Annotated in this window: 16 protein-coding genes; 13 read left to right on the plus strand and 3 right to left on the minus strand. The window is 38.3% G+C overall.

Annotated features, from left to right (window positions below):
* Window positions 1-368 precede the first annotated feature (368 nt).
* Together argS and CS842_RS03550 are read right to left on the minus strand one after the other, a co-directional pair.
* Window positions 369-2,141: an arginine--tRNA ligase gene (argS, locus tag CS842_RS03545; protein WP_103327504.1), complete on the minus strand. Its 1,773-nt coding sequence runs from the start codon at window positions 2,139-2,141 to the stop codon at window positions 369-371.
* Between the two features lie 28 nt (window positions 2,142-2,169).
* Window positions 2,170-3,240 (minus strand): branched-chain amino acid aminotransferase, encoded by a 1,071-nt coding sequence (locus tag CS842_RS03550; protein ID WP_103327505.1) that lies wholly within the window; start codon window positions 3,238-3,240, stop codon window positions 2,170-2,172.
* A gap of 142 nt (window positions 3,241-3,382) precedes the next feature.
* On the opposite strand from CS842_RS03550, the gene CS842_RS03555 reads away from it, so the two are divergent.
* The 3 genes from CS842_RS03555 (at window position 3,383) to CS842_RS03565 (ending at window position 4,471) form a co-directional block, all read left to right on the plus strand.
* Complete coding sequence (locus tag CS842_RS03555; RefSeq protein ID WP_103327506.1) at window positions 3,383-3,601, plus strand: hypothetical protein; 219 nt, start codon at window positions 3,383-3,385, stop codon at window positions 3,599-3,601.
* Between the two features lie 65 nt (window positions 3,602-3,666).
* Entirely contained in the window at window positions 3,667-4,122 is a 456-nt protein-coding gene (locus CS842_RS03560) for an MnmC family methyltransferase (protein WP_103327507.1), read from the plus strand.
* Window positions 4,115-4,471, plus strand: coding sequence for an NUDIX domain-containing protein (locus CS842_RS03565; protein WP_241518433.1), 357 nt, complete (start codon window positions 4,115-4,117; stop codon window positions 4,469-4,471). Before CS842_RS03560 ends, CS842_RS03565 begins: the two co-directional genes overlap by 8 nt.
* Here CS842_RS03565 and CS842_RS03570 read toward each other — a convergent pair.
* Entirely contained in the window at window positions 4,465-6,918 is a 2,454-nt protein-coding gene (locus CS842_RS03570; protein WP_103327509.1) for an alpha-ketoacid dehydrogenase subunit alpha/beta, read from the minus strand. The genes CS842_RS03565 and CS842_RS03570 overlap by 7 nt on opposite strands.
* Window positions 6,919-7,036: 118 nt before the next feature.
* On the opposite strand from CS842_RS03570, the gene ndk reads away from it, so the two are divergent.
* The 10 genes from ndk (at window position 7,037) to CS842_RS03615 (ending at window position 12,772) form a co-directional block, all read left to right on the plus strand.
* Window positions 7,037-7,456 carry a nucleoside-diphosphate kinase gene (gene ndk, locus CS842_RS03575; protein WP_103327510.1) on the plus strand — a complete coding sequence of 140 codons (420 nt, stop codon included), beginning with the start codon at window positions 7,037-7,039 and terminating at the stop codon, window positions 7,454-7,456.
* Window positions 7,457-7,774: 318 nt separating this feature from the next.
* Window positions 7,775-8,146 carry a zinc-binding metallopeptidase family protein gene (locus tag CS842_RS03580; protein WP_103327511.1) on the plus strand — a complete coding sequence of 124 codons (372 nt, stop codon included), beginning with the start codon at window positions 7,775-7,777 and terminating at the stop codon, window positions 8,144-8,146.
* Between the two features lie 293 nt (window positions 8,147-8,439).
* Window positions 8,440-8,904, plus strand: coding sequence for a zinc-binding metallopeptidase family protein (locus CS842_RS03585; protein WP_103327512.1), 465 nt, complete (start codon window positions 8,440-8,442; stop codon window positions 8,902-8,904).
* A 330-nt stretch (window positions 8,905-9,234) separates the two neighbouring features.
* The gene (locus CS842_RS03590) at window positions 9,235-9,516 is read left to right on the plus strand and encodes a hypothetical protein (RefSeq protein ID WP_265614163.1); all 282 of its coding nucleotides are present in this window, start codon (window positions 9,235-9,237) and stop codon (window positions 9,514-9,516) included.
* Window positions 9,517-9,532: 16 nt separating this feature from the next.
* Window positions 9,533-9,649 carry a hypothetical protein gene (locus tag CS842_RS07440; protein WP_277621785.1) on the plus strand — a complete coding sequence of 39 codons (117 nt, stop codon included), beginning with the start codon at window positions 9,533-9,535 and terminating at the stop codon, window positions 9,647-9,649.
* 470 nt (window positions 9,650-10,119) lie between these two features.
* Window positions 10,120-10,563 carry a hypothetical protein gene (locus CS842_RS03595; protein ID WP_146037445.1) on the plus strand — a complete coding sequence of 148 codons (444 nt, stop codon included), beginning with the start codon at window positions 10,120-10,122 and terminating at the stop codon, window positions 10,561-10,563.
* A gap of 126 nt (window positions 10,564-10,689) precedes the next feature.
* Window positions 10,690-10,908 carry a hypothetical protein gene (locus CS842_RS03600; RefSeq protein WP_103327514.1) on the plus strand — a complete coding sequence of 73 codons (219 nt, stop codon included), beginning with the start codon at window positions 10,690-10,692 and terminating at the stop codon, window positions 10,906-10,908.
* Between the two features lie 51 nt (window positions 10,909-10,959).
* Complete coding sequence (locus CS842_RS03605) at window positions 10,960-11,562, plus strand: LemA family protein (RefSeq protein WP_103327515.1); 603 nt, start codon at window positions 10,960-10,962, stop codon at window positions 11,560-11,562.
* 18 nt (window positions 11,563-11,580) lie between these two features.
* Window positions 11,581-12,024: a TPM domain-containing protein gene (locus CS842_RS03610; RefSeq protein ID WP_103327516.1), complete on the plus strand. Its 444-nt coding sequence runs from the start codon at window positions 11,581-11,583 to the stop codon at window positions 12,022-12,024.
* On the plus strand, window positions 11,993-12,772 hold the full coding sequence (locus CS842_RS03615; RefSeq protein ID WP_103327517.1) for a TPM domain-containing protein: 780 nt from the start codon (window positions 11,993-11,995) through the stop codon (window positions 12,770-12,772). Before CS842_RS03610 ends, CS842_RS03615 begins: the two co-directional genes overlap by 32 nt.
* Window positions 12,773-12,835: the final 63 nt, after the last annotated feature.

The raw sequence follows: 12,835 nt of genomic DNA on the forward strand, positions 1-12,835 counted from the left end.
TGAGATTAAAAAATTATCCATTTTTTGAATGTTTTAGTGTATTGATATAAATTAAGTTGGTTGCGTAAGGTATCAACTAAATACTGTATCGCATCTTTTTTTTGCGATTTTTCAATATGTATTTTTGCAATCTTTTTTAAACAACCCAACTAATACTGTCAAATTCTGTGAATTGGCTCTGAATAATTTTTTTTAAAACTTTAATAATATAATCTTGATCATTATATTTATCCATATATAATGTAAGAAACCTATTAATATACTCGATAGAGTTATCTTTTAACACCATAAGATAGGATTACAAAAAGATTTTACATAGGAAGTGCAAACTTTAATCACATCACTTTAAAATTAAAACACCTTTTAGGTTACATATTATCAGGCATATTGATTCCCAAAAATTTCATGGCAATTTTCAAAACTTTTCCACATGTGAGAGCGAGTTTTAAACAAAAAGCCGCCTTTGAAGGATCGTGAGCTTTAAGAATATTTACATTTTGATAAAAATCATTGAAAGATTTGGCTAGTTCATAGACGTAGTTTACCACAAGGGAGGGATTAAGATTTTTAGCGGAAAAATTTATGGAGTCAGGATATTGTTCTAAAATTTTCAGCAAAGATTTCTCATATTCTCCTAATAAGCAGACCGAGAGATTTTCATAGGCGTTTCCACAAGCCTTAGATTCAAGTGAGCGAATGCGTGCATAGGTGTATTGTATATAGGGACCTGTATTGCCTTTAAAATCTACGGAAGCTTTTGGATCAAATAATATGCGTTTTTTAGGATCTACTTTTAAAATATGATATTTTAAAGCGCCCAGACCAATAGTTTCATAAAGTGATTCTTTTTCTTCAGGAGCACTATCTTTCAACTTTCCCAAATCTTGTGTGAACGATTTGGCTACCTGATGCATTTGTATCATCAGATCATCCGCGTCTACTACAGTTCCCTCACGAGATTTCATCTTCCCTGAAGGAAGCTCCACCATTCCGTAAGAGAGATGAAAAAGTCGATCGGCCCATGGATAGCCCATACGTTTTAAAATAAGGAAAAGCACTTGAAAATGATACTCCTGTTCCTCTCCAACAGTGTAAATAAGCGCTTCTATGGGATATTTTTCAAAACGCTCTACCGCAGTACCCAGGTCTTGGGTAATATATACTGATGTGCCGTCCTTCCTTAAAAGAAGTTTTTCATCAAAGCCTTCAGCAGTCAAATCAACCCACACTGAGCCATCCTCTTTATGAAAAAAAACTTTCTTTTTAAGTCCTTCTTCGATAATCCTCTTGCCCAGTAAATAGGTATTGCTTTCATATTGCGTATCGTCAAAATCAATTCCCAAGCGCTGATAAGTTTGCTCAAAACCCTGATATACCCAGCTATTCATCCTGCGCCAAAGGGCTATAGTTTCAGCATCTCCCCTCTCCCAAAGACGCAATAATTTATGAACCTCTTGCATCATTGGAGCTTTTTCTTCAGCTCTGACTCTCTTATAACCTTGTGCGCATAGGTCAGCTATTTCTTTACGATAGGCTTTTTCAAAAGCTACATAATACTTTCCTACAAGGTGGTCCCCCTTGAGATTACTGCTTTCAGGGGTTTCACCGCCTGAAAATTTCTTCCAGGCCAACATAGATTTGCAAATATGTATCCCACGATCGTTGATGATCTGCGTTTTAATGACCTTTCGACCCATGGACTTAAACAACTCAGCTATCGAATGACCCAGGAGATGATTTCGGATATGCCCAAGGTGCAGGGGTTTGTTAGTATTAGGCGAAGAATACTCTATCATCAAAGTACCTTTGAGAGAAGATTTTTGGAAAAAAAAGTCATCTTCACAAAGATCTTGCAATAGCCTGAAGTAATAATCATCGGTACACTCGAAATTCAAAAAACCTTTGACAAGATGAAAAGAGCGAACCATGGGTGCATGTTCTTTGACATAAGAGCCTATCTCCCGTCCTATATGCTCTAATGGTTTTTTAAAGATTTTGAGCAGAGGGAAAAGGACTAGGGTAATATGACCGGAAAATTCTTTTCGCGTAGGCCGAATATCAAGTTTTACAAGACTTACCGAAGAGAGATGTTGAACAGCCTCATATAAAAAAGGTTTTAAACGCTCGAGTGTAGTTTTCACTGAGATTTTTTTTAATGAACTTTAAATCTTAACCAACAGTAAAAGAGCTTTTTACAAGCTTCCTCCAGCCAAAAAAATCTTCTGAGCGATTGTATTGAATTTCCATTAAACGACTTTTCAAACGCAACCCAAATGATTTATCATCGGAAATTTGAGGTAAAGAAAAATCTTTACCTTGATAACCTATGATTTTGTAAGGACAAACAACTACAGCCGTTCCGGTGCCAAAAGCCTCTTTTACCATACCCTTCTTAAGGTTTTCCACAAGCTCAGCTACTGTTAATTCACGCTCCTGCACTTCTATACCGTCATGAGAGGCCAATTCTATAAGGCTTTTGCGTGTAATACCACCTAGTATTTTATCGCTGATAACAGGGGTAATCAGTTGATTTCCTATGCGGAAAAAAGCGTTCATCGTACCGGATTCCTCAATACGATCATGGGTGGGTGAATTGGTCCATAAAACCTGATCGTAAGATTGCTCATTGGCTAAACGAGTAGGATAAAAAGCTGCCGCATAATTACCAGCTGCTTTTGTAAAACCTACACCTCCTTGTGTAGCACGACTGTACTCCTGCTCGATTTTAATACGCAAAGACTGTGAATAGTACGTATTAACAGGAGTACAGATGATCATAAGTAAAAATTCACGAGAAGAAGATGCGAGTATTTTTGCCTCATTGGCTATCATAAAAGGCCGTATATAAAGCGCCTGGCCATAACCTTGAGGCACCCAGTGACGATCCAAATCAACAAGCTTAGAGAGGCCTTCCAAAAAGATTTCTTCAGAAAAAGAGGGCATGTTAAGGCGCTCTGCTGAGCGATTCAAACGCCTAATATTTTCCTGAGGGCGAAATAAAAAAACATCGCCATTTTCATCTTTATAAGCTTTCATACCTTCAAAAACAGCTTGCCCATAGTGAAAAACCGATGCAGCCGGTGAAAGGGTCAAAGGCTCTAAAGGCTTGATTTTTGGTCTTTGCCAACACCCCTGTCGATAAGCGCAATAAAACATATGGTCTGAGAGTTCAGAGCCGAAAGAAAGATTTTTTAAATCTACATCCGATATTCGTGAATGCAAAGATTTTTTGATCAGCATGATTTTAATTTTCAACAGGGGGGTAAATATAGCCATTTTCATTGAGCTCCTACAAGAATTTAATAGCTGAAAAAAGCTTAAATACCTTAATCTCAAATACCTTAATATTGTAGATATTTTACCTATACCTTTTAAGTATTCTATGAAAAGAACTCTAGAGATAACAGCAGATGGCTCCACCAGTCTTTACCTGGTGGATTACAAGGAATCTTATCACTACATATACAGCGCTATACAAGAAACTAAACATATATTTTTACGCAATGCTCTTAATGAATTTGTAAATAAAGAAAAAATTAGTATCTTGGAAATGGGCTATGGCATCGGTCTAAATCCTTTCCTAAATTTTTTTGGAAAGTGAAAAAGTCCTATGAAATCGATTTACGGCCATAGAGAAATATCCTTTAAAAAAGAAAGAATAGGCAAATGCTCAATCATCTTTACCTGTTAAAGGCCGAATCTTACCCCGATAGTTACGAAAAACTTTTCACCAGCCCATGGGAAACTTCTATACCGATTTTCGGTGGTTTTTCATTGACCAAAATGAAACAAGACCTTCATAATTTCCATTCGGAAAGGCGTTTTGATATTATTTATTTCTATGCCTTTATCCCAAATATACAAGCTGATCTTTGGAGCATAGCTTTTATCAAAAAACTCTACGGCATGACGGCTAATGGAGGTCTTTTACTTACCTATTATTCCAAGGGAGATGTGCGCAGAAATTTACAAGCCGCCGGTTTTATTATAAATAAAACGACCACAGGACCTCCTGAAAAAGAGAAACCACACAAGCTTTTAAACCTCATAAAATATGACCGGACAATTCAATGTAAGAGTATACGGAATTCTAAGGGAATCGGGAAAGATTCTATTGCTTGAAGAGCCCTACACCGATAAAATCCTCACTAAGTTTCCGGGAGGCGCCCTTGAATTCGGCGAAGGTCTTAGAGAGGCGCTTCAAAGAGAATTCCTTGAAGAGCTAAACCTTCCGGTAGAGATCGGTCAACATTTTTACACTACTGATTTTTTTCAGCCTTCAGCCTTTAAAAAAAATGAACAACTCATCGCTATCTATTATAAGGTTGACACCTTTCATATAGAAGCCCTCCGCATTATGGAGAAAAAGATACGGCAGCTTCACTGGATCGCCGCGGAAGATCTAAGGGAAGATAAGGTGACGCTCGCGGTAGATAAAAAAGTGGTCGATCTTTTAAAAGTCGCTCAATAAATCAAAGGATATTTCTGCGGATCACTCTCATGCATCAATGCATATACCCCTTCCACTACATCTTCAACAGAAGGTTTTGAAAAATAGTCGCCATCTGAGCCATAAGCCGGACGATGTTCTTGAGCAGTGATGGTGATGGGTTGACTATCGAGCTGATAATAGCCGTTTTGCTCTTGCAGTATTTTTTGCAAAATATAAGCCGATGCACCTCCCGGAACATCCTCATCGATGATGACCAACCTATGGTTTTTTTCCAAACTCTTTACGATATCATGTGACAAATCAAAAGGAATCAACGACTGAACATCAACTACTTCAGCTTCTATTCCTTTTTGAGCCAATTCATCGGCAGCGACCATAACGATACGCCAGGTAGAACCATAACTCACTAAGGTCACGTCTTTTCCCGAACGGGTGCGCTCGATTTGACCTACAGGGGTTCTGAATTCTCCAAGGTTTTCAGGCATTTTCTCTTTAAGGCGATAAGCGTTAAGGCATTCGATGACAAGCGCCGGCTCATCAGTTTCCATCAACGTATTGTAAAAACCGGCTGCTTTGGTCATATCACGCGGCACGAGCAAAAGCATTCCTCGTAGAAAATGGATCAGCCCCCCCATTAAAGAGCCTGAATGCCACATGCCTTCCAGACGATGACCGCGAGTGCGCACGATAACCGGAACTTTCTGAGCCCCTCTGGTACGGTATTGCATGGTGGCTATATCATCACTCATCAACTGCAGGGCATATAAAATGTAGTCGAGGTACTGTATTTCAACAATAGGACGCAAGCCTCGCATAGCCAGTCCTATACCCTGACCGATCATACTAGCTTCGCGTATGCCCGTATCGCCCACGCGCATCTCGCCATATTTTCCCTGGAGACCTTCCAGTCCTTGGTTGACATCACCGATCTTACCGGCATCTTGGCCAAAGATCAGTAACTGTGGGTTTTTATCAAGCAAACGATCAAAATTATCCCTTAAAATAATGCGCGCATCTACCTCTAAAGACTCATCGCTATAGGTAGGAATTACCTCTTGAACAGTGAGTACTGAAAGATCAGAACAACTGTAAAGATGAGAAGAATAGTTCTCTCTTTCTTTTTCCATATTTTCCCGATACCATTGCGCGAGAGATGACTTTTTTTCAGCAGAAACAGAGGATACCAGATAAAGACTTTTACGAACGGCGGAAAAGACATTTCTTTTACTAAGCTCCTGCTTTGACTTTACGTCTTCTAAAAGTTTAGCAAGTGTGTTTTTATCCTGATCATCAGAGACGCTCTCATAAAGATTTACCATCAGGTCTAAGGCTTCGTTCTTAGAGCTCACAAGTGATCCCTGAAAAGCGTCCCAGGCAGCTTTCTGCTCTTGACGAACATATTTTTTAGCATCTTCCTCTATTTGATCCAATACCTCAGAGGTGGTTAATTGAAATGGTTGCTGATCGTCTGTAAGTTCGAAATCAAGAATCCATTGACGAAATTTTTTCAGGCAGTCATAGGTACGTTCCCATTCAAGACGCTCAGAAGATTTATAGCGCTCATGAGAGCCCGATGTGGAATGACCCTGAGGTTGGGTAAGTTCGGTAACGTGCACTAGAACAGGAACATGCTCTTCACGAGCGATCTTCTCGGCGCGGGCATAAGTTTCAATCAATTCCGTATAATCCCAACCCTTGACGGAAAAAATTTCAAAACCACGTTCGGAATTCGCGCGTTGAAATCCGCTCAACATTTGAGAAAGGCTCTTTTTAGTGGTATGATATTTTCCAGGCACCGAAATTCCATAATCATCATCCCATACCGAAATAATCACAGGAACCTGAAGTACACCAGCTGCATTAAAAGTTTCCCAGAACAAACCCTCAGAAGTGCTTGCATTACCGATGGTTCCGAAAACAATTTCATTTCCGCCATTGGAAAAACGCTCGGAATACGACTTGAGAGAAGGAGAATCTTTATAGATTTTTGAGGCCTGAGCTAAACCGAGTAATCTTGGAATTTGAGAGGCCACGGGAGAAAGGTCAGAAGCTGAGTTTTTTTGTTTTGAAAGCATGAGCCAGTGGCCGTTTTCATCCAGCAAAGGCATACCAAGATGATTTGTCATCATTCTTGAAGAAGAGCTCGGTTCCGCTTTAGGGTCGGCATGTGCATAGAGCTGGGCAAAAAATTGTTTTACCCCAAGTGCCCCGATAGCTATCATAAAGGTCTGATCGCGATAATAACCTGATCTAAAATCCCCTTCTTTAAAAACCCGAGCCATAGCCAACTGAGGCAATTCTTTCCCGTCGCCAAATATACCAAATTTGCTTTTCCCGGTCAAAACCTCCTTACGTCCTAAAAGGCTAATTTCTCTGCTGGTACAGGCAAGTCGGTAATCTGCTAATACAGATTGTCGAAATTCTTCAAAAGATAAATTTTTATCGGTTTGCAGTTCTGGTTGCATTAAAAATATTTTTATAGAAATAGCTTGAAAACCAACAAAATTAATAATTTCATAATAGCTCTAATGCAAATTCATAAAATGATTTATACTAAGTTTGCGTTCTTGTTGATTTCAAATTATGCCAGGAAAAAACACCTTCGCCATGATTAAACCCGATGCTATAAAAAAGGCTTGTATCGGTCCTATTTTAAATAAAATTCATCTTGCTGGCTTTGATATAATAGCGCTGAAGATGTCTAAATTAAGCAAAGAAGAAGCCCAGAGTTTTTATATCATTCATAAAGAGCAGAGGTTTTTCGAGTCCTTAGTAAATTTTATATCATCAGGACCGATAGTGGCGGCTGTTCTTGAAAAAGAAAATGCTGTGGAAAATTTCCGCACACTTATTGGCTCTACTAACCCGCAAGAGGCAGCTGGGGGAACTATACGAAAGCTTTATGCTGAATCTATAGAGCAAAATGCTATTCACGGTTCTGATAGCGATCAAAATGCGCTCAAAGAAATCGCTTTTCATTTCTCCAGACGGGAGCTACTATAACAGGTTCTCCTGCTTTAAAACTTTCTTTTTTAAAGGAGTTATTTCCATATTTGATAAAAAAAGTATATTTATGGGAATCTCTGCGCTTGAACCCAAGTCGCTCTGGGAAGTTTTCACTCAATTGAACGCCATCCCGCGTCCTTCTAAAAAGGAACAAAAGGTAATAGAGTTCGTGAAAATTTTGGCGAAAAGTGCAAGCTATCCACTTCTGTTGATGCCGCAGGGCATGTAGTGATAAAAAAAACTGCTACCAAAGGCTTTGAAAAGCATCCAACGACACTATATGCCAGGGCCGTTTTTATATAGTACACCAGAAAAATGCTGAAACTGAATTCGATTTTACTACCGAAGGCATTCACGTGTATATCGATCAAGATTGGGTGGAAAGTCCAGGGCACCACTCTAGGCGCTGATAATAGTATCGGAGTGGCGACGATATTGGCCTTATTAGATTCTGATAAATTGTCGCATCCATCATTAGAGGTGCTTTTTACAGTAGATGAAGAATCTGGAATGGGGGGCGCCCAAGGTCTAGATGCAAAAATGTTATCTGGAAATATTTTACTCAATCTTGATTCTGAAAAAGATGATGAGCTTACCGTTGGATGTGCCGGAGGAATAGAAACCACTATTAGTGGTTCTTATAAAATGAAAAACATTCGAAAAAATCAGGATTTGAGATTCGTATAAAAGGACTCTCAGGAGGTCATTCAGGTTTAGATATTCATCTTGGACGAGGCAACGCAAACAAGCTTATCAGCAGAATTCTCTATGAGTTCTTGCAGATATGTTCGATAAATCTTATTGAAATTCATGATGACCCAGAGAGGCTTTTGCCGTCATAAGTATTTCAAAAAAAACACGAAGGAATCTTTGAAAAAAGAATCGATAAAATCTCACAAGAAATTCAAGAAGAATTTAAAAGTAAAGATCCGAATCTGGGAATTCATTACACAAAACTTAATAAATTCCCTAAAAAAGTCATGGGAAAAGACTCTCGCAAAGCCTTGCTCAAATCATTGCTCGCCTGCCTTGATTGGGTACTCTCGATGAACTCTGACATCCAAGAGCTTACTGAAACCTCTTTGGGTTTCTCAAAACTCGAGATACAAGACGGAAGGATTTATATAGAGAGTTTGCAACGCTCATGTGTTAATTCTGCTAAAAATTACATGGCTGAAAGTTTCGGAACTGCCTTTGAAGCCATAGACTTAAAAGTAAAACATAGAGAGTCATATCTTGGATGGGTACCGAACAAGAATAAATCTATTATTAGCTCTCATGAGAAACTCTCTATGAGACTCTTTTTAGTGAAAATCCGGAAATTTCTACCGGACCTACCATTGAATATTCGCATTCACCCCGATGAGCGCGTGAAGATTTCATCGGTACAAAAATTTTGGAAATATTTAACGGATATCCTGGAGGATATCACTAAAAACGATTGAATTATAACATTTTATAATATTCATTCCAATAATTATTTTATTTTCATTAGATAATATGGAGTTAAAGGAAAAACGAAAACAACAGCGCAGAGCATGGCGGCACCAAGAACGCATGACGTTATATTTCAGATCAGCTCATTATTACGATCATTATTACTGGTATAGTTATCAGATGCTTCCGAGCTTGACCACTAGTTCTCTGTTTTTATACTTTATGCTCAGATAATTTAAGAAATTTAAAGTGGACGATGGAACAATAGTGTTGTACACCTTAGCGCCGAAGAAATCACCTCAGAAGTATTAAATGACCTATGGATTAACCAGCATCAATTGGAAAAACAGGGCAAAAAACCTGTGATCATCGTTGAGATGATTCGAAATAAATCACATGAACATATTGAAAATGAACCCTTCACTAAGGATTTAGAAAAGGGTTTTGTTCGCACAGGAAAAATTCGAGTAGTGGAGGGAGAAAAAGAACGCGAAGCATTGCGCACTAAAAGGGACGATCAGCAGCAAAACGCCACTGTGGAAACGATAAAGAAATGGAGATTGGAAACAACAGGAGCGGACTATATATTACAAGGCAGTATCAACTACTATCGTAGATAGCTACAAACGAAAAAAGGTGGTATACTATCAGATAGATTTACAACTTACTGATCTTCAGACAAATGAAGTGATCTGGATAGGTGATAAAAAAAATTTAAAAACTAAAATTATAATATCTTATGTTTTTGAATAATATTCAGAGATGAAAAAGAAATTCTTCGTTTGTAAAATACGACGCTTTTTTTTCATACTTATTTCTGTTATTTTTTTTAGAATCTTGCAGAATTTATCATCAAAAAGCTTTACTGTTTCAACGAGATTTGCAATATGAAGACCCGGAACATGCGCTTTTATCACTTGAACAAGTTAAAGTATTAAAAAAAAACGTAATGACCTCCTGTATTTAGTTGAAAAAAGAAAGCTCGAGTACTTAAACGCAAGACCTAAAGAGAGCAGCAAATTTTTTAATAAAGCTGATTACCAGATAGAAGATTTTTAAACGGCTTTGGCAAGCCAGGCGCTAAGCTATTTAATCAATCCCGAGGGGTAGCACCTTACAGACCGTAAGATTTTGAAAAGGTAAAACAATTCATTATTACAAAGCTTTGAATTATCTAGCCCTGAAAGCCTATAATGTCGTAGAGCTCTATGAGAGCCGTCCTAATGCTTCTTACTATAGTATTACTGTTTCCCAAACAGATAAAAAAGGATATTATACATACGGCAAGTCTTATTGATTTTGAAGAGGAAAGACGCTATTATGAAAAACGCTGGAGTTTATCAGCTAAAAAAAACCTCTCCCCGGAGAATGGCGAACTGGTCATTTTTTGGGAAACAGGTCTTCGGTCAGTAAAATCTCAAATCTACTATGGATTTACTCTGCTTCCGGGAATCGGTGGTGTGGATACCGTATATAATAAAGAACTAAACCTAACGCTTCCTATACCTATGAGCACCTCCGGTGAAGGGAGTAAGTTTTCTAATATTGAAACGTTTCAGATCGCTTTTCCAAAATACAAAGACCGACTGCCGCTTTACATCCGTAGCAAGGTGCGATTTACTCAAGGAAAAGTTGCTTTTAGAAAGTACAGGATTTTAATCAATTAGCTAAAGAAAACCTTAAGGATCGCGGTATTCGTAAGTTGAGTCAAGCTGCTCTGAGAGTAGCTGCTAAAAAAATTTCTGAACATATTGTGCGCAAACAAAATCAAGACTTAGGATTCTATACTGGGATTGATTAATGTATTTACTGAACGTGCTTATACGCGAAACTGGCAAAATCTGCCTTCGGAAATCCAATATGCTCGTATTCCGTTAAAAGAAGGTGAAAATATTATTCGAGTAGAGCTTTTCGGAGCAAAAAACGAAAAGAAAGAAAAAGAGATTAAAGTTTTTGGAAAAAAAGGTTTGCAAGTGTACTCATTTAACAGTCTACAAAACAGCTCATCATAGGTAACTAAGAAAACAGAAAAATTCTGTTAACTTTACGAAAATTTAGATCTTATGAAAAAAGGATGTCTTGTTATAGTTCTTATAATTTTAGGCGCGATGGCCATAACTGCATTTTGGGGTATAGGCAAGTACAATTCTTTGGTAGGGCTTAATGAAAGAGTGAAAGGCCAATGGGGACAGGTAGAAAATGCCTATCAGCGCCGCTCGGATCTTATTCCTAATTTGGTCAACACAGTGAAAGGAGTTGTTAATTTTGAAAAAAGCACTCTTACAGAGGTCATTCAGGCACGCTCCAGGGCTACTTCGGTTACTGTAAATGCCGATAAACTCAGTCAAGATCAAATCAATAAATTTCAAAACGCGCAAGAAGGATTGAATGGTTCTTTAAGCAAATTACTTGTAAGCGTGGAGCGTTATCCTGAATTAAAAGCAACGCAAAATTTTACAGAATTACAGAGTGAAATAGAAGGTACTGAAAATCGCATCAACGTAGAGCGCAATCGTTTCAATGAAGAGGTAAAGGTTTTTAACAGCACACGCAATAGTTTTCCAAATATTTTCATCGCTAATTGCTTTTCGCAATTTTCTGAAAAAGGATACTTTAAATCACAAGAAGGGTCTGAAAAAGCACCTGTAGTAAATTTTGGAGAATAATCCAAAGCTAAATCTATCATGAAGCAAAAATTTCCTTTTCTTGATTCTTCAGAAGAAGAAAAGATCGTTCATGCCATTAAAGAAGCTGAACGAAACACTTCAGGTCAGATACGTGTTCATATTCAGGAATATTCCAAAAAAGGAATTTCAGACCTCAAAGCAGCTAAGAGAGTTTTTGTAAAGCTAAATATGACGAATACCAATCTTCGCAATGGGGTTCTTTTTCATGTGGCTACAGATCGTAAAAGTATAAGCATAATAGGCGATAAAGGCATCTACCGATCAGTTCCTAAAGACTTTTGGGAAGATGTTAAAGAGACCATACTTAGTCATTTTAAAAAAGAAGCCTATGCCGAAGGTCTCGGAAGGGGGATTTATATGGCCGGACAGGCATTAAAAGAATACTTTCCCTATCAAGAAGATACCATCAATGAATTACCGGATCAAATTTCAAAGTCTTAATTATCTGTGGTATGTGCTGCTTTTGTTGCATTCAGTCCCTGAGCTGTGGGCTCAGTTCAACATTCCGCAAGCACCAGCAAAAATCTATCCGGTAAATGATTATGCTCAAGTTTTAAGTTTAGAGCAACGTGGGGCTTTAAATGAAAAATTAATCACCTATGGAAATTCCACCTCAACAGAGATAGTACTGATCAGCGTACAAAATCTCAATGGAGAAGATCCAAATCTTGTAGCAGCCAATTGGGGAGAAAAATGGAAAATAGGCCAGGAAAAACAAGACAACGGTATTCTTATTTTACTGAGCGTCGAGGATAGAAAAATAAGTATACAAAATGGTCGTGGCATAGAGCCTTACCTTACCGACGCGCTTTCACGACGGATCATTGAAAATGAATTTATACCCTTGCTTAAGCAGGGAAATTACTACGGAGCCTTCGATAAAGGAACGGATGCTATTTTTCAGGTGCTCAAGGGCACCTATAAAAATACCAAACCCTCTAAAGAGGGTTCTGAATGGGGCGGTTTGCTGTTTTTTGTTTTATTACTATTGTTATTTCTACTTCTCTTTCGCGGCAGCAATGGAGGTGGAGGAGGAAAATCATCAATAGCAAGCGATCTTCTCACAAGCATTCTACTTTCAGGTATGGGCAGAAAAGATGGCGGAAGCTTTGGAAGAAGTGATGGAGGTTTCGGCGGCTTTGGAGGAGGAGGTAATTTCGGCGGCGGAGGTGCCAGCGGTAGATGGTAATCTAAATTTTAATCTTTGTTTAAAGTGAGAAAAAAAGGCTCTTTACATACGGTGATCTTTTAT

Source organism: Bacteroidetes bacterium endosymbiont of Geopemphigus sp. (genome assembly GCF_002904345.1).
In the GTDB taxonomy this organism is placed as follows: domain Bacteria; phylum Bacteroidota; class Bacteroidia; order Flavobacteriales; family Blattabacteriaceae; genus GSPS2-BC2016.

Bases quoted from the DNA above. Each gene is read 5' to 3' on its own strand.
- CS842_RS03550 (WP_103327505.1), bottom strand. From the start codon at position 3,240: ATGCTGATCAAAAAATCTTTGCATTCACGAATATCGGATGTAGATTTA.
- CS842_RS03555 (WP_103327506.1), top strand. From the start codon at position 3,383: ATGAAAAGAACTCTAGAGATAACAGCAGATGGCTCCACCAGTCTTTAC.
- CS842_RS03560 (WP_103327507.1), top strand. From the start codon at position 3,667: ATGCTCAATCATCTTTACCTGTTAAAGGCCGAATCTTACCCCGATAGT.
- CS842_RS03570 (WP_103327509.1), bottom strand. From the start codon at position 6,918: ATGCAACCAGAACTGCAAACCGATAAAAATTTATCTTTTGAAGAATTT.
- ndk (WP_103327510.1), top strand. From the start codon at position 7,037: ATGCCAGGAAAAAACACCTTCGCCATGATTAAACCCGATGCTATAAAA.
- CS842_RS03580 (WP_103327511.1), top strand. From the start codon at position 7,775: ATGCTGAAACTGAATTCGATTTTACTACCGAAGGCATTCACGTGTATA.
- CS842_RS03585 (WP_103327512.1), top strand. From the start codon at position 8,440: ATGGGAAAAGACTCTCGCAAAGCCTTGCTCAAATCATTGCTCGCCTGC.
- CS842_RS03595 (WP_146037445.1), top strand. From the start codon at position 10,120: ATGCTTCTTACTATAGTATTACTGTTTCCCAAACAGATAAAAAAGGAT.
- CS842_RS03605 (WP_103327515.1), top strand. From the start codon at position 10,960: ATGAAAAAAGGATGTCTTGTTATAGTTCTTATAATTTTAGGCGCGATG.
- CS842_RS03610 (WP_103327516.1), top strand. From the start codon at position 11,581: ATGAAGCAAAAATTTCCTTTTCTTGATTCTTCAGAAGAAGAAAAGATC.
- CS842_RS03615 (WP_103327517.1), top strand. From the start codon at position 11,993: ATGAATTACCGGATCAAATTTCAAAGTCTTAATTATCTGTGGTATGTG.